The following is a 15,510-nucleotide window of genomic DNA, read 5'->3' on the forward strand; positions in this document are numbered from 1 at the left end:
GGGGGGGGGGCGCGCCGCGCGGCGGGCGGCCCCGGCGCGGGGGGGGGGGGGGGGGGGGGGGGCGGGGGGGGGCGGGCCGGCCGGGGGGGGGGGGGCCCCCCCCCCCCCCCCCCCCTCTTCGTACCCACTCCGCACTCCCGCACCGATCGGATACCGCCGGTCGGGGCAATCACGTTCCTCCATCGCGTGGCGTTTCATCATATTGAGTGGATATATGCCTAATTTGTCGCTCGATACTTCCCTACTTCCCGCACCCGTGGAGGCAGCGCGATGGAGCGCATCAAACGAACGGCCGTCACCGCAATCACCGCCACCGCCCTGCTGGCGGGTTCGATGGGCGTCGCCCTGGCCGCCGCCGACCCGGCCCCGGCCCCGGCCCCGGTCCCGGCCAAGCCCTCGAAGACCACCTCGGCGGGGCAGATCGCCGGGAACGAGCGGCCCGAGCCCATCACGGCGAGGGCCACGGCCCAGGGCGTACGGGCCTGGCAGCAGTTCCGGGTGTACGGGGCCGTCGAGGAACTGCGCCCCGGCACGAGGATCACCCTCCAGCAGAAGCAGGGCAAACGCTGGGTGACCCTGCCCGCGTCCGTACGCACCGGCCACGACGGGACGTACAGGATGCGGGTCCTTCTCGGCCTCAGGGGCACCAACACGCTCCGGATCGTGGGCGGTGGCACGGCCTCGGCGCCCTTCACCGTGACCGTGCGCTGATCCGGTCCGGGATCCCGGGGATCCCGGGAACAGAGCCCTCGTCACCGCGCACGCGGTCGGCGGGGGCTTTTGCGCGTTCGGTGCGGTCCGGCCCGCTCCGCCCGGTTGTCGGACCCCTCTCGTACGATCACCCGGCGGTGACCGTGCGCGCCGACGCGCACGGCCGTCGCGACGGACCGGCGACACGACCGGTCACACGGACGAAGGAGTACGGGAATTGAGCGGGGCCTTCACACCTGGCCGCTATCTGGTGCGCAACGTCGGCAGTGGGCTGCTCCTGGAGGTGTACGGAGGGGTGAGGGGCAGCGGTGCCGTCGTCCAGCAGGGCAAGGAGAAGGGCACCGCCGCCCAGCAGTGGCAGATCGACCCCGTGCCGAACGGGAGCGGTTTGTACCACTTCGTCAGCGTGGCCAGCGGCAAGCGGCTCGATGTGGCCGACGCCTCCACCGAGAACGGCGCACGCGTCCAGCAGTGGCGGCCCAACAACTTCGGCGCCCAGGAGTGGATCATCGAACACCATCTGGACGCGCCGGGCACCGTCGCCGTCGTCAGCTTCGTCAGCGGTCTGCTGCTGGAGGTCGCCGACGGTTCCACGGAGGACGGCGCACGCGTCCAGCAGTGGGAGGACACCGACTCCCCCGGCCAGCAGTGGCGGCTCGAACCCTGCCGCTAGGGCGTGTATCGAAAGTAGCGCCGTCCGCCCGGAGGGCGGGGCCTGCGGCGTCCGGTGCGTGCAGTCGCAAGGCGGAGGGTCGCCCTCGTACTGGACGTACTTGGGCGATCCCGACAACGCAGCGAGTGTGCGTGCTGGGCGTCGCAGGCCAGGCGGGACTTTCGATACACGCCCTAGGGCGTTGCCGTCAGCGGCGCGCCGTGTGCACCGTGCGCGCGGTGAGCAGATACGTGTCCGCGCGGTGCATCAGGCCCTCCGGGTCCTCGGGGTCGATCAGCCGGTCCAGCACGGCGAGATCGCCGGAGTCGAGCACCCCGTCCATGGCGGTACGCCGGTGGGCGAAGGTGGCCATGAGCTGTTCGCGCGCGGCGACCGGCAGGGGCGCGGGAATGTCCAGCAGGAAGGAACGCGTCCCGCCCGGGGCGAGTCCCGCGCTGGTCAGCAGGGCCCGCCAGTCCTCCACCTCGTCCCTGGCGCCGGGCAGTTCGGAGCGCATCGTGGCGAACCTGTCCGCGGTGGCGGCGTCCAGGCGGGCCTCCAGGCCCGCACGCCCCAGCCCGATGTCACGCGGCAGATGGCGGGCCGGGAGTCCGCCCTCCACCAGCGCCAGCAGCCCGCCGGGCCGCAGCAGTCCGGCGAACCCGGCGAGCGCGGCGCGCTGGTCACCGATGTGGTGCACCGAATCCCCCGCCCAGATCAGATCGGCCTCGCCCAGCCGGGCGAGATCACCGGGGAGTTCGGCGTGCAGCGTCCGTACGCGGTCGCCGGCCCCGGCGCGGTCGGCGCGGGCGCGGGCCCGCTCCAGCAGCCGCGGGGTGCCGTCCACGGCGACGACCTCGGCGTACGGGAACACCTCGGCGAGCAGAACGGCGAGCACACCGGGACCGCTGCCGATGTCGAGGACCCGGCGGACACCGGCCGCCGGGGTCAGCCCGCTCAGCCATGCGGCGGCCTGCCGGTACAGGGCGCCGTGCAGTTCGGCTCCGCGCTCCAGCAGCGGCCCCATGGCGTCCCAGTCGAACTCTGGCGTGTGGTGGTGATGACTCATGGCACCAGAGTCATCCGGCGGAGCGCCGGCGGCGAGGAAAGTTGCGGTTCCGGCAAAACGGAATCCCCGCGCCGGGTGCGGTACTCCCGCGGGCTGATCCCGCGCACCCTCTTGAAGGCCGCGCTCAGCGCGAACGAGCCGCTGTAGCCGACCCTGCGCGCCACGGAATCCACCGTCGCGTCCGTTGTGCGCAGCAGATCGGCGGCGAGGTCGAGCCGCCATCGGGTGAGATACGTCATCGGGGGCTCCCCCGCCAGTTCGTGGAACCGGCGCGCGAGCTGGGCCCGGGACACCCCGCACTCCGCCGCCAGCGACGCGACCGTCCACGGCCGGGCGGGAGCGTCCTCCATCAGCCTCAGCGCGCGGCCCACGACCGGGTCGCCCATGGCCCGGTACCAGCCGGGAACGCTCGCGCCCGGCCGGGAGAACCAGGCGCGCAGCGCGGTGACCAGCACCAGGTCGAGGATCCGGTCGAGCACCACGCTCTGGCCCGGGTCGTCGCGCATCAGCTCCTCCTCCAGCACCGGCAGCAGCGGGCAGGTCCAGCCGTCGGCGGGCAGATACAGCAGATCGGGCAGCGCGGCCAGCAGCCGCGACTGGACCTCACCCGCCATCTGATACGTCCCGACCAGCATGACCGCCGAGCCCTCGGGGTCGTTCCCCCAGCTGCGCACCCCCACCCGCATGGTCTCCGCGAGCGGTTCACCCCCCAGGGTGCGGCAGTCGCCGCCGGGTCCGACGAACGCCAGCGGCTCGGTCCGCGGGCCGTCGCCGAGGGTGTACGGCGCCGGGCCGGGCGCGATGGCGACGTCCCCGGGGCGCAGCAGCACGGGGTCGCCCCGCTCGGGCGTGATCCAGGCTTCGCCCTGTGTCATGCACATCAGCGCGAGCGGGGCGCGGTCCTCCACCCGGACGGCCCACGGCGGCTCCATGACCATCCGCAGCAGAAACGCGCCGCGGGCGCGGGGACCGTCGAGCAGGCCGGCGAGAGCATCCATGGGCCCAGCGTAGACGCACGCGTATGACAATGCGCCTTTCACTCATGGAGAGTCCACACCCGCTGGGCGAGGCTGGAGCCATGACGGAGAATCCGAAGCAGGAAACAGTGCTGGTGACGGCGGCGACGTTCGCCCGCGATGCCTGGGGCGGATAGCCGGTACGGGTGGGCCGGACGGTCCGGGGGATCCGGCCCCGCCCCGTCTGAGACCGGGCCGTTGCGGATCCCCCGGCGGGCGCCCGTTGCCGAGGGGGACGACGCGGCGGGTCACCCCGCCCCCGCCGGGGCTACTCGGCGTCGTGGGCCCGTGCGATCCGTTCCACCCGGGTGGCGAGCCGGATGTCCTTCTCGGTCACCACGCCCCCCGCGTCGTGCGTCCGCAGGCTCAGCGACACCGTGTTGTAGCCGAGCGTCAGGTCCGAGTGGTGGTTCAGCTCGTCCTGGACCCGGGCGATGTGCACCACCAGCGCGACCGCGGCGAAGTGCGAGGAGAGGCGGTACGCGCGGGTGATGCGGTCGCCCTGGAACGACCAGCCGGGAAGCTCCCGCAGGCGGTCCTCGATCTCCTTCTGCGACAGCGGCTCTGTGGCCATGGCCTGACATCCCTTCGGTACGCGGTGGTGTCCCCACAGGAGGGTGCCCGTTCCGGGGCCGGTGTGTACGCCCTTCCGGAGGAAGCCACCCGCGGGAGCCGCCCCGGACGGCGCGTCCCCCGAGCGGACGGGCCATCCGGGCGCGGACACGTCATCCGGGCGGACGCCTCTTCGGAGCCGACGCCTCTTCCGGGCCGTCCGATGGTCGTCCGGGCCGCGGGGAACCGGGCCCGGCGTACCCCGGCCCCGCACACGCCCGGGGAATCCCGGCCCCCCGGGAGCGGGGCACCGGGCCCAGGCCCGGACGCGACCCGGACTCCGGAACCGGGAGCCGGGAGAGGGACCGGAACCCGGACCCGGGACCGGGAAGCCGCGGATTCAGCCCCGGGACTCCAGGACCCGTTCGATGGTGTCCGCCTCCCGCGCCGCCTTGTCGGGCCGGTGCCGCAGCACCCGGGCGAACCGCAGGGCGACCCCGCCGGGGTAACGCGAGGAGCGCTGAACGCCGTCGTACGCGATCTCCACCACCAGCTCGGGCCTGACCCGTACCGTGAATCCGTCGTCCGCCACGGCGAGTTCACCGAGCCGCCGCGTCTGCCAGCGGAGCATCTCGTCCGTGAGCCCCTTGAACGTCTTGCCGAGCATCACCCAGGAACCGTCGGCGGCCCGCGCGCCCAGATGCAGATTGGAGAGCAGGCCGGTGCGCCGGCCGTGGCCCCACTCGGCGGCGAGAACCACCAGGTCGAGCGTGTGGACCGGCTTGACCTTGAGCCAGGAGCGGCCCCGGCGGCCGGCGACGTAGGGCGCGTCGAGCGCCTTCACCAGGACGCCTTCGTGGCCGCGGCCCAGGGTGGCCGCGAGGAACGCCTCCGCCGCCTCGCTCTGCCGGCGGTCGGCGGGATCGGCGACGACGGTACGCCGTACCCGCTGCGGCTCGGGCACCAGCCGGGCCAGCACGGTGTGCCGTTCGGCACCCGGGAGGTCGAGGACGTCCTCGCCGTCCGCGGCGAGGACGTCGAAGAAGACGGGGGTCACGGGGAGCGCGGCGCGGGCCGCGCTCACATCGGTCCGGGAGCCGACGCGGGAGGCGATCTCCTGGAAGGTGACGGGCCGCCCGGCGGGGTCCAGGGCGATGACCTCTCCGTCCAGGATGAACCGGTCGCCCGTCATGGCACGGGCCGCGTCGATCACTTCGGGCAGCCGGCCGGTGATGTCGTCGAGCGAGCGGGTGTAGATCCGGACGTCGTCGCCGTCGCGGTGCACCTGGACGCGGATGCCGTCGAGTTTCTCCTCCACGGCGCAGGGGACGGCCAGGGTCGCCACGGCTTCGGTGACCGATGCCGCGGTGTGGGCGAGCATGGGGAGGACGGGGCTGCCGACCCGCAACCGGAACCGGGCGAGCACCGGGGGCCCGTCGGCGAGGAGCGCGGCGGCGACGCGGGGCAGCGAACCGTCGAGCATGACCGCCCTGCGCACGGCGTCGGCGGGCGCGTCCGCCGCCCGGGCGACCGCTTCCAGCGCGACCGCGTCCAGTGCCCCCTGTCGTACCTCGCCCATCAGCAGCCGCATGAGGAACCGCTGTTCCTCCTCGGTGGCGGCGGCCAGGAGCTCCCGTACGAGCCGGCGGCGCTCGCTCCCCGAGCCGGGGCCGCGGAGGCCCGCGAGCGCGGTGAGGGCCCTGTCGGTCCCGTCGACGGTGAGCGCGGGGGTCCCGGCGGCCGGCGGCGGGTCCTTGAGGGAACTCCAGCCGACGCCGATCCGGCCCTGCGGCACGCGGCCGGCGAGATAGGAGATGACCAGAGCCACCTGCGCGGGCCCGGTGTCGGCGAACAGGTCCGCGAGCAGGGCGGTCTTGCGCGAACGCGCGGAGGTGGCGGCCACGTCCCGGGACACTTCGGCGACTCGTGCCAGGAGCATGCGGCCATCCTGCACCGGGCGGAGCGAGGCCGCACCCTCGGCCGGGCGGGGGGTGGGGGATTCCCTGGGCACACATGTACGAAGTACGGTTGCACGGTTGTGTGATCACCGTGGCCCGGCCGGGCCGAAGTTCGTTCGTACGAGGGGCAGTTGCGGAACGCGGGGTTCCTTCGGGCCCGCGCAGGTTCGGGTCGGACAGGGTGGGGTGCTGTGTGCGGCAGAAGCAAGGAGATGCGCCGGTTGTGCGCACGGTTGTCGGCGAGCCTGCGGCTGCCCGCGCCCACCGATCCGCGCGAGCTGTTCGCGGCGGTCGCCGGGGCGCTGAGCGGCCTGCGCGACCGTGAGGTCCGCCTCTGCTTCCTGCGGTTCCCGCCGGGGACGGTCAGCGGCATCTGGCTGGACGGGGACGACGGCGATCTGATCGTCGTCGAGGAGAGCGCGCCGCCTCAGCACCAGCTCGTCATCCTGGGGCACGAGATCTGGCACCTGCACGCCGGTGATCGCGGCGGGCACGCGTCCGGCGCCACTGCGGCGGCCCGCGCGCCGGCGTCGGCCACGGACCTCCGGAGGGTGGCCGCGGCCGTCGCGGCCCGCGGCGACCTCGCGACGGCGCAGGAGCGGGCGGCCGAGCGGTTCGGGATCATGCTCGGCAGCGAGCTGCGTCCGTGGCTGGAGGCCCGCCCCGGCGGACCGCCGGAGCACGGGCTCGCCGGGCGTATTCACGCGTCCCTGGGGCGCCGCAGGGCCGTGGGCTGAGGATGTACGGATCCAGAGGCGGCCCTCACCGGTACGGGCTGCCGGGAGCCGGGCCCGTGACCGATGCGCCCGTGACCGATGCGCCCGTCGCCGATACGGCCGTGGCCGGGCCGCTCCCGACCGGGCCACCTCCGGCCGGGCCGCCCGCGACCGACGCGTCCGTGGACGGCGCTTCCGCGGCCGGCACACCCGCGGCACCGGTTCCGTGACCGCCGCCCCGGTGTGCCCGGTCCGGTGACCACCGGCCCGCGGCTCACCGGCCGGGAGCCCGGCGATCCCGGAACCGCCGATCCCGAGACCACCGTCCGTCGCCCACCGGGGCACGACCGCACGGACCCGGCTCCCCGTGACGCGGACCGGCGACGGACCCGATCCACGACGAACCAGCACGCTGGAGGCCGGTGGCCGATGGGCGACCTGACGATGACCGTTCCGGGCGCACTGCTGTTCGGGGCCTTTCTGCTGAAGCTCCCCGCACTGCGCCGGAACCCGCGGGACGCGCTCCTGCGGTGTGTCTGCGCGCTGCTTCTGCTGGGCAGCCTGGTCTTTCTGCTGGCCGCCGTCCCCGTGCTCGCCGCGATCAACCGGCTCACCGGGGTCCCCAATCTGGCCGCGCCCCTCGTCTACGGCGTCCTGAGCGCGCTGAGCGGGGTCTGCATCGTGCTGGTCATCATCTGGCGGGGCGGCACCACGGAGCGGACGAGGCGCGCCTGCGTACGGTGCCTGGCCGCCTACGGCGTGGTGATCGTCGCTCTGGCGGTGCTGTTCGCGCTGGGGGACGCCCCGGTCGAGCGGCTGCGGGACCTCGACACGTACTACGCCAACACCCCGTACATCCGCGAGATGATCGTGCTCTATCTGCTGGCGCACACGGCCGCGGCCCTGGTGACGTCGGTCCTGTGCTGGCGCTGGTCCCTGCGCGTCCACGGGGTGCTGCGGGCGGGTCTGACGCTGATCGTCTGCGGCTATCTCCTCAATCTGGGCTACGACGCCGCCAAGCTCACGGCCGTCGCCGGCCGGTGGACGGGACACGATCTGGACTGGCTGAGCACCCGTGCGGCCCGGCCGATGGCGTCGGCGTCGGCGTTTCTGATCGGCGGGGGATTCGTCTTCCCACTGATCACCCATCGGGTCCGCGCCGCGTGGCGTACGGCCGTGCGCCACCGGCGGCTGAAGACCCTGGCACACCGGCTCGCGGGTCCGGCGGGCCGCGGCGGCGCCGGGGTCGCGATCGGCCCCTGGGCCTCGATGGAGCTGCGGCTCACCCAGCGCGAGGCCGCCATCCACGACGGGATCATCGCCCTGCGGCCGTACTTCGACGACGAGGTCCACTCCCGGGCCGAGTCCACGGCGCTGGCGCGGGGGCACTCCCCCGCGCGGGCCCGGATCGTCGCCGACGCCGCGATGATCGCGGCGGCGGCGGCGGCCCGGGACGCCGCCCCCGGACGGACGGCCCCCACCGCCGGGGGCGGGGAGTCCGGCCGGCCATCCACCGGGGCGGACGACCTGGTGCGGATCTCCCTCGCGCTGCGCCGCTCGCCCGTTGTCCGTCCAGCGCGCCGCCGTGCGGCCGTGTCCGAGAGCAGCAGCCCATGAGCGAACCCCTGGTACTCCCCCGCACCGGCTCCCGCCGCAGGGCCGTCATCGTCGGAGGAGGCTTCGCGGGCATGCTCGCGGCGGCGGCGTGCCGGGCGTTCGCGCACGAGGTGATCGTGGTGGAGCGCGATGTGCTGCCGGACGGTCCGCTTCCCCGCCGGGGACTGCCGCAGGCGCGCCACGCGCACATGCTGTGGTCGGGCGGGGCGGACGCGATGGAGGCGCTGGTGCCCGGGGTGACGGGCCGGCTGCTGGACGCGGGCGCCCACCGCGTCCCCCTGCCCACGGGAATGGTGTCCCTGTCGCCCGGGGGCTGGTACCGGCGCTGGCCGGAGTCGCACTACGCCCTCGCCTGCGGCCGGGATCTGCTGGACTGGGCGGTACGGGACCTGGTGCTGCGCGACGACCGGGTCCGGGTGGTGTCGGGCACCGAGGCGCTGGGGCTGACGGGAGGCCCGCGCAGGGTGGACGGGGTGCGGATCCGTACGGCGACCGGGTCGGTACGCCGGATCGGGGCCGATCTCGTCGTGGACGCCTCCGGCCGCTCGTCGCGCGGTCCCCGGTGGCTCACCGGGCTGGGCGCGGGCCCGGTGCGCGAACTGACCGTGGACGCCGGTGTGGTGTACGCGAGCCGTCTCTACCGTGCCCCGGAGAACTCCGGGGAGTGCCCGGTCTTCACCATTCAGGCCGATCCCCGGCGGCCCGGGCCGGGGCAGGTCGCCACCATCGTCCCGATCGAGGGCGGGCGGTGGCTGGTGAGCCTCTCGGGCACCCGGGGCGGGCGGCCCACGGACGACGAGAGCGCCTTTGTGGACTTCGCCCGGGGCGTACGGCACCCGCTGGTGGGGCTGCTCCTGGCGCACGCGGAGCCGCTGAGCGGCATCGCGGTGACCCGCAGCACCGCCAACCGGAGGCGGCTGTACGAGAGAGGCGGGAGGGTGCCGGAGGGATTCCTGGCGATCGGTGACGCCGTCGCCGCCCTCAATCCGGTCTACGGGCACGGTCTTTCGGTCGCCGCGCGGAGCGCGCTCGCGCTGCGCGGGGAGCTGCGGCGGTCGGGGATGACGGCTCCGGGCCTCGGGCGCCGGGTCCGGCGGGCGATCGCGAGGCCCACGGGTGTGGCCTGGGGGCTGGCCACCGGCCAGGACGTGTTCTACCCGGGCTCGCGCGGCCGGAGCCCGGGCGCCGCCGACCGGCTGGTCAGCCGCTGGGTCAACCGGCTGGTGGAGACGTCCACGGGCTCGTACACCATGGCCAGGGCGCTCACGGATGTGATGACCCTCCAGTCCGGGTTCGGCCGGCTGATCCGTCCGGACGTGCTCGTCGGCGCCGTACGCGGCCCGCTGCGGCCTCCGCTGCCGGGGCCGCCTCTGACGGCCCGTGAACGCGGCTTCCTCGAACCGGGCGGCACGGGAACCCGGGACGGACACGCCGACGGCGGCCCGGATCAGGGCTGAGCCGGGGGATGCCCACGCCCTCGCCGGATCATTACGCAACCCTGTCCGAAAAAAGCGTCACCTTGCCCGACCCGGCCCCCGTATACAGAACCCTGGGTACGGTGTGGTGCCAGGCTCGCGGCTCACGCCACCGCGGTCCACGACAGCCGTCGACCCGGGGGGAGCGATGTGAGCACCAGGAGCGCCATGCGCGAGCTCCGTGACGATCTGGCGCATGCCGTCGAACTGGCCGGGCCCACCACGCCCCGGGAGGTCTTCGCCACGCTGTGCGGGCGGCTGTGCGAGCGCCGGGGCAGGCCGGTGGAGCTGCATCTGGTGGAGTTCCCGCCCCAGACCGCCAGCGGGCTCTATCTGGACATGGCCGACCGGGACATCATCTGTGTCCAGGCGAGCACCCACCCGTTCCATCAACTGGTCATCTTCGGCCATGAGGTCTGGCACATGGTGGCAGGTCACAGCGGACACCACGCCCCTCCGACGGCTCCCGCGGCTCCCACCGGACCGACTGCGCATCCGGCCCCGGCGGCACCGGCGGGCCACGGCCGTCCCGGCGGCCGGAAGCCGCGTACCGCCGTACAGATTCCGGCCGCCCGTACCGACTTCCGGCAGACCCAGGAGACCGAGGCGGAGACCTTCGGCCTGCATCTGGGGAACAGGCTGCGGAAGTGGCTGGACGGCACGGCCGCCGCCGCCGAACCCCTCAGCGGGGTCGCTCTGCGCATCCACACCTCACTCGGCCACCCCCACCGGGGCTGACGGATGCGCAACAGCGACTACTACGTTCCCGCCATCGCCCTCGGCATCGCCTTCGTCGTCAAGCTGCCCGCGCTGCGGCGGGGCTGGCGCGACCCGCTGGTGCGCTGCGTCCACTTCCTGCTGTTCACCGCGGCGGTCTGCTTCTTCTTCGCCGCCCCTCCCACCATCACCGCGGTCAACCGGATCACCGGCACCCCGAACATCTCGGGCCCGCTGGTCTACTGCATCATGTGCGCCTTCAGCTGCGCCTGTCTGGTGCTCATCGTCAACTGGCGGGGCGGGCCCGCCGCGCGGGTACGGCGCAGTTCGCGGCGGTGGATCGCCGCCTACGGCACGGCGATCGCCGCCGTGCCGGTCCTCTTCGTGCTGGGCGACGCCCCGGTGGAGCGGCTGCGGGACCTCGACACGTACTACGCGAACACCCCGTTCATCCGCGAGATGATCGTCATCTATCTGGCGGCGCACATCACCTCGGCCGGGGTGACCACGTTCCTGTGTCTGCGGTGGGCGCGGGCCGTCCGGCAGTGGCTGCGGGTCGGTCTGGTCGTGCTCGTGATCGGCTTCGTCCTCAATCTGGGTTTCGGGATCGCCAAGCTGACGGCGGTCGTGGCCCGGTGGACGGGCGCCGACTGGGACCATCTCAGTTCGGCGGTGGCGCCGCCGCTGGCCGCCGCCGGCGGTCTGCTCACGACCGTCGGGTTTCTGCTGCCGCTGCTGGGCCCGCAGCTCGCTGACATCCGGCGCGCGTGGCTCACCCATGCCCGGCTCGGCGTGCTGTGGCGGCGGCTGCGCCCGGTGCGGGGCGAGGCCACCCCGCTGCCGGTGATTCCCTGGTGGGCCTCGCCCGAGCTGCGGCTGACGGTCCGGGAGACGGTGATCCACGACGAACTGCTCAGGCTCCAGCCGTATCTCGACGACCGGGTGCGCCGGCGGGCGTACGACTCGGCGCTCGCCGGGTACGCGGCGACGGAGCACGCGCGGACCGTGGGCGTCGCGGCGATGGTGGTCGCCGCGGTCGAGGCGCGCCGCGCGGGCCGGGTCCCGGAGGACGACGAGCAGGCGGCCGTCCACGCGCGGGCCGGTGCGGAGGCCCTCACCGCGGCCCTCAGCCCGGGGCGCGAGCGGCTGGTACGGCTCTCCGGCGCGTTCCGGTCGCCCCATCTCGCGGACGCGGTACGCGAGGAGACGGCCGGACCCCGGAGCGCGAACCCCGCCGTGCCTCCCCCCGGACCGGACACCACCGCACCCGACACCACCTCACCGGCCGCCGCCGGAGCCGCACCGGACACCACCAGAGCTGCGTCGGCCTCCGTGCGCTCACCCGCCTCCGCCATCGGCGGCGCCACGGCGTCCGGGGCCCGGCCCGTGAACGCCGAGCGGCCCCTGGCGGCCGAGCCGCCCACGGAGAGCGGCCCGAGATGACCCGCCCGGCCCCGGCGCGCCCCTCCGCCCGGCCCCGGCGGACCGTCGTCATCGGCGGCGGTATGGCCGGAATGCTCGCGGCGGCGGTCCTGTCGGGGCACGCGGACGAGGTCACCGTCGTCGAGCGCGACACGCTCCCGGCCGGGCCGGAGCCCCGTACCTCGCTGCCCCAGGCACGCCATGTGCATGTGCTGTGGTCCGGCGGCGCCCGCGCCTTCGAGGAGTTGCTGCCCGGCATCACGGACCGCCGGCCGGCGGCCGGGGCGCGCCGGATCCCGCTGCCCGCGGGCCTGGTGTCGCTGACGGCTCACGGCTGGGTCCGGCGCCGGCCGCACGAGATGCAGTACATGATCGTCTGCACCCGCGATCTGCTGGACTGGGTGGTGCGGGAGCATGTGCTGCGGCTCCCCGGCATCAGGCTGCGCCAGCGGCACGAGCTGCTGGGGCCGGCAGGCGACGGCTGGGTCATGGGCGTCCGGGTGCGGACGCCGGAGGGGGCCGAGCCGTCCCTCGACGCCGATCTGGTCGTCGACACGGGCGGCCGGGGCTCACGCGCCACCGACTGGCTCGGGGCCCTGGGGTTCGGCGGCATCGAGGTGGCCGAGGTCGACTCGGGGCTGGTGTACGCCAGTCCGCTCTACCGCGCGCCCGACGGCGGCGAGGGCTTCCCTCTCGTCAACGTCCAGGCCGACCGCGCGAGCCGGTGCCGGGCAGGACGGCGACGATCGTTCCGGTGGAGAACGGGCGCCGGCTGGTCACCCTCTCGGGCACCCGGGGCGGTGATCCCTCGTCGGATCCGGCGGATTCCGAGCGGTTCGCGCGCTCGGTGCGCCACCCGGTCGTCGGCGAGCTGATCGCGCGGGCGACCCCGCTGTCGGACGGCGTGTCACTCTCGCGGAGTACGGTCAACCGCCGCCGTTACTTCGAGAGGGCGCCCGCCTGGCCGGACGGGTTCATCGTCGTCGGCGACGCCGTGGCCACGTACAACCCGGTCTACGCACAGGGGATAAGTGTGGCCGCGCAGGGGCTGGTGGAGCTGAGGGACGCCCTGCGCCGGCACCGCCTCGGCGCTCCGGGACTCGCGCGCCGGATCCAGCGAGGGCTGGCTGGGGCGTTTCTGATGGGTCAGGCTGGGTTAGTGAGCGGGGTCTGGTGCCGTGGATCGCAAGGCGGAGGATGGGGGTACCTCCCGGGCGAAGCTCCGGGGGAGAGCCACTGCGGTGGGGGTACCCCCGTGCCCGCAGGGCACAGGGGGCCATGGGCGACTGACGACAACGCGGCGTGGGGGTACCTCCCGGGCCGCCAGGCCCAGGGGGAGCGCGGTACCAGGGCACGCGAGCCCAGCAAGACCCATCAGAAGCGCCCTGGGCCCGGTGGGGCTGGCCTGGGAACTGGCGACCTCCCAGGACATCCTCTACCCGGGGGCGGTGGGCCGTCCCGCGCGGAGGGGCTCCGCGCTGATGAACCGCTATGTCAACCGGCTGTCCGCTGCGGCGACCGGGCGCGCCCGGGTCACCGGGGCGTTCTTCGCCGTACTCACCCTGTCCGAGCCCGTGACGTCGTGGCTGCGCCCGGGCATCGTGCTGGGGACCCTGCGCGGGCCGGGCCGGGCGACGCCCGACGGGCCGCCGCTGCCGGAGGCGGACCGTCTCGGGACCCGGCCCGGGAGGCCGGCCGGGCCGCCGGACGACGACCGCATCACGTAATGTGACCCGGATCACATCAACTGATTCCGGCTGCCGCGCAGTGGGCCGGAGCCGGGCCGCGTCGTAGAGCACGAGGAACCGAGTCGGCAGCCGCGAAGGAGCACCTCATGTTCCCCACCGTCGAGCAGACAGTCCCGGGCCGCCTCCTCGGGGGCGCCCCGCAGCCCGTCGCCGTACCGGTCCGCTTCACCTACAGCGCGGACGACCCGCTCGCGGTCCATATGGTCTTCCCGCCCTCGGCCTCCCTGAGCGGCACCACGGTGACCTGGGCGTTCGCCCGGACACTGCTGGATGCGGGGCTGGCCGCGCCGTCCGGCACGGGCGATGTGCACATCCGGCCGTGCGGGCCGAAGACCACGACGGTGGAACTGCGTTCACCCGAGGGGGTGGCGCTGCTACGGTTCGGCACCGCCCGGCTGCGGCACTTCCTGCTCCACTCGTACGCGACGGTCCCGGCGGAGCTGGAGACCCGGGCCATCGACATCGACGGCGGTCTCGCCGCGCTGCTCCGGGAGACCCGGGGCTGAACCGGAGTCACGGACACCGGACAGGTGGAATTCGGCTCGCTACGCCCCCCACCTGCTGTATTACGGTCTGGGTATGACAACACTCGTGTCCGAAACCGGTGTGGGCCCCCTGCTGCGCGACTGGCGCGAGCGCCGGCGGATGAGCCAGCTGGACCTGGCGCTCCGCGCAGACTCCTCGGCCCGTCACATCAGCTTCATCGAGACGGGCCGCTCCCGCCCGAGCGAGGAGATGATCCTGCGCCTGTCGGAGCATCTGGAGATCCCCGTCCGGGAACAGAACGCGCTGCTGGTGGCGGGCGGATTCGCGCCCCGCTTCAGCGCCACCGACCTCGACGATCCCTCCATGAGCACGCTGCGGGAGGGAATGCAGCAACTGCTGCACGGATACGAACCGTACCCGGCGGTCATCGTGGACGGTGCGTACAACATCGTCGCCGCGAACCTCGGGATGACCCGGCTGATCGAGGGTGTGCCGGAGCATCTGCTCACACCCCCGCTCAACGGTATGCGGATCACGCTCCACCCCGAGGGGATGGCCCGCAGGATCCGGAACTTCTGTGAGTGGCGCGGCCATCTGTTGCATCAGATGGAGCGTCAGATGGCCCTGGCCCGGTCCGAGGCGCTGCGGCAGGTGTACGACGAGGTCGCCGCCTACCCCCTTCCGGAGGGCTGCGACGACCTCGAAGGCACGGAGGAGACTCCGGCGCGCTACCCCTACTTCGCGCTTCCGATGGTGATCGAGCACAGAGGCCAGATGCTGACCTTCATCTCGTCCATCTGCACCTTCAACACCCCGATGGATGTGACGGTCGCCGAGCTGGCCATCGAGGCATTCCTCCCGGCCGATCCGGCGACTGTCGACTACCTACGGTCGCTCACGTCCTAGCGCCGGCCCGCAGGGCCGCCCACTGGAGTGCCGCGAAGCCGCCGACGACGAGCGCCTGCATCGGGATCCAGACGGCTCCGGCGGTGCTCGGGTTCAGCCAGATCGCGAGGGAGGCGATGCTCAGGACCGCCCAGACCACGTTCATGTCGACGATGACCTTGACGGCGAACGCGGGCGGCTCCTGGCGCGCGGCGAGCGCGCCGACGGCGAGGCCGAAGACCGTGAGGAAGACACCAAGGCCCAGCAGGAGCCGGTCGTCGACTCCGAGGAGCCGGCCGATGGGGCCGGAGGCCACCGCGTACGCCAGTCCGTTGCCGCCGGTGACGACGGCGTCGAGGGCGAGGAAGCGGCGGAGCATCACGCGGGGCTCGGTGGTGCGGGCGATACCGGTGAGGAACGTGGCGGACATGGCGGATCAGCCTCCAGCGGAGTCATACGGTCGGTCTGGTGGCCGGAGCCCGGACG

The 15,510-nt window shown here is 73.9% G+C and carries 16 protein-coding genes; 11 read left to right on the forward strand and 5 right to left on the reverse strand.

Translation table 11 applies throughout. The annotated features are described in order from the left end of the window. The first annotated feature begins 270 nt into the window (after positions 1-270). A complete protein-coding gene (locus ACFYT4_RS31245; protein WP_389276553.1) occupies positions 271-711 on the forward strand; it encodes a hypothetical protein in 441 nt (146 codons plus the stop codon). Between the two features lie 217 nt (positions 712-928). Beyond that, positions 929-1,384 (forward strand): RICIN domain-containing protein, encoded by a 456-nt coding sequence (locus ACFYT4_RS31250; RefSeq protein ID WP_389276556.1) that lies wholly within the window; start codon positions 929-931, stop codon positions 1,382-1,384. 187 nt (positions 1,385-1,571) lie between these two features. Here ACFYT4_RS31250 and ACFYT4_RS31255 read toward each other — a convergent pair whose 3' ends face one another. The 4 genes from ACFYT4_RS31255 to ACFYT4_RS31270 all read right to left on the reverse strand — a co-directional run bounded on the left by ACFYT4_RS31255 (position 1,572) and on the right by ACFYT4_RS31270 (position 5,939). After that, positions 1,572-2,432, reverse strand: coding sequence for a class I SAM-dependent methyltransferase (locus ACFYT4_RS31255; RefSeq protein ID WP_389276559.1), 861 nt, complete (start codon positions 2,430-2,432; stop codon positions 1,572-1,574). Continuing rightward, a complete protein-coding gene (locus ACFYT4_RS31260; RefSeq protein ID WP_389276562.1) occupies positions 2,429-3,430 on the reverse strand; it encodes a cupin domain-containing protein in 1,002 nt (333 codons plus the stop codon). Before ACFYT4_RS31260 ends, ACFYT4_RS31255 begins: the two co-directional genes overlap by 4 nt. A gap of 286 nt (positions 3,431-3,716) precedes the next feature. Continuing rightward, positions 3,717-4,022, reverse strand: coding sequence for a 4a-hydroxytetrahydrobiopterin dehydratase (locus ACFYT4_RS31265; RefSeq protein ID WP_389276565.1), 306 nt, complete (start codon positions 4,020-4,022; stop codon positions 3,717-3,719). A 378-nt stretch (positions 4,023-4,400) separates the two neighbouring features. Beyond that, complete coding sequence (locus ACFYT4_RS31270) at positions 4,401-5,939, reverse strand: ATP-dependent DNA ligase (RefSeq protein WP_389276568.1); 1,539 nt, start codon at positions 5,937-5,939, stop codon at positions 4,401-4,403. A 231-nt stretch (positions 5,940-6,170) separates the two neighbouring features. Between ACFYT4_RS31270 and ACFYT4_RS31275 the strand changes: the two genes are divergently transcribed. The 9 genes from ACFYT4_RS31275 to ACFYT4_RS31315 all read left to right on the forward strand — a co-directional run bounded on the left by ACFYT4_RS31275 (position 6,171) and on the right by ACFYT4_RS31315 (position 15,045). Further along, positions 6,171-6,695, forward strand: coding sequence for a toxin-antitoxin system, toxin component (locus tag ACFYT4_RS31275; RefSeq protein WP_389276701.1), 525 nt, complete (start codon positions 6,171-6,173; stop codon positions 6,693-6,695). A gap of 408 nt (positions 6,696-7,103) precedes the next feature. After that, entirely contained in the window at positions 7,104-8,291 is a 1,188-nt protein-coding gene (locus tag ACFYT4_RS31280) for an MAB_1171c family putative transporter (protein ID WP_389276571.1), read from the forward strand. Then, complete coding sequence (locus ACFYT4_RS31285; protein WP_389276574.1) at positions 8,288-9,748, forward strand: FAD-dependent oxidoreductase; 1,461 nt, start codon at positions 8,288-8,290, stop codon at positions 9,746-9,748. The genes ACFYT4_RS31280 and ACFYT4_RS31285 overlap by 4 nt, the downstream gene beginning before the upstream one ends. 186 nt (positions 9,749-9,934) lie before the next feature. Next, the gene (locus ACFYT4_RS31290) at positions 9,935-10,504 is read left to right on the forward strand and encodes a hypothetical protein (protein WP_389276577.1); all 570 of its coding nucleotides are present in this window, start codon (positions 9,935-9,937) and stop codon (positions 10,502-10,504) included. Positions 10,505-10,507: 3 nt separating this feature from the next. Then, positions 10,508-11,926, forward strand: a complete 1,419-nt coding sequence (locus ACFYT4_RS31295) for an MAB_1171c family putative transporter (protein WP_389276580.1) — start codon at positions 10,508-10,510, stop codon at positions 11,924-11,926. Next, positions 11,923-12,780: an FAD-dependent oxidoreductase gene (locus ACFYT4_RS31300; protein ID WP_389276583.1), complete on the forward strand. Its 858-nt coding sequence runs from the start codon at positions 11,923-11,925 to the stop codon at positions 12,778-12,780. The genes ACFYT4_RS31295 and ACFYT4_RS31300 overlap by 4 nt, the downstream gene beginning before the upstream one ends. A gap of 519 nt (positions 12,781-13,299) precedes the next feature. Next, positions 13,300-13,632 (forward strand): hypothetical protein, encoded by a 333-nt coding sequence (locus tag ACFYT4_RS31305; protein ID WP_389276586.1) that lies wholly within the window; start codon positions 13,300-13,302, stop codon positions 13,630-13,632. A gap of 107 nt (positions 13,633-13,739) precedes the next feature. Continuing rightward, a complete protein-coding gene (locus ACFYT4_RS31310; RefSeq protein WP_389276589.1) occupies positions 13,740-14,159 on the forward strand; it encodes an SsgA family sporulation/cell division regulator in 420 nt (139 codons plus the stop codon). Between the two features lie 73 nt (positions 14,160-14,232). Then, positions 14,233-15,045: a helix-turn-helix domain-containing protein gene (locus tag ACFYT4_RS31315; RefSeq protein WP_389276592.1), complete on the forward strand. Its 813-nt coding sequence runs from the start codon at positions 14,233-14,235 to the stop codon at positions 15,043-15,045. On the opposite strand, the gene ACFYT4_RS31320 is transcribed toward ACFYT4_RS31315, so the two are convergent. Continuing rightward, positions 15,035-15,454: a hypothetical protein gene (locus tag ACFYT4_RS31320; RefSeq protein WP_389276595.1), complete on the reverse strand. Its 420-nt coding sequence runs from the start codon at positions 15,452-15,454 to the stop codon at positions 15,035-15,037. The two genes, ACFYT4_RS31315 and ACFYT4_RS31320, sit on opposite strands and share 11 nt — an antisense overlap. Between the last annotated feature and the right edge of the window lie 56 nt (positions 15,455-15,510).

Source organism: Streptomyces sp. NPDC004609, from assembly GCF_042873655.1.
In the GTDB taxonomy this organism is placed as follows: Bacteria; Actinomycetota; Actinomycetes; order Streptomycetales; family Streptomycetaceae; genus Streptomyces.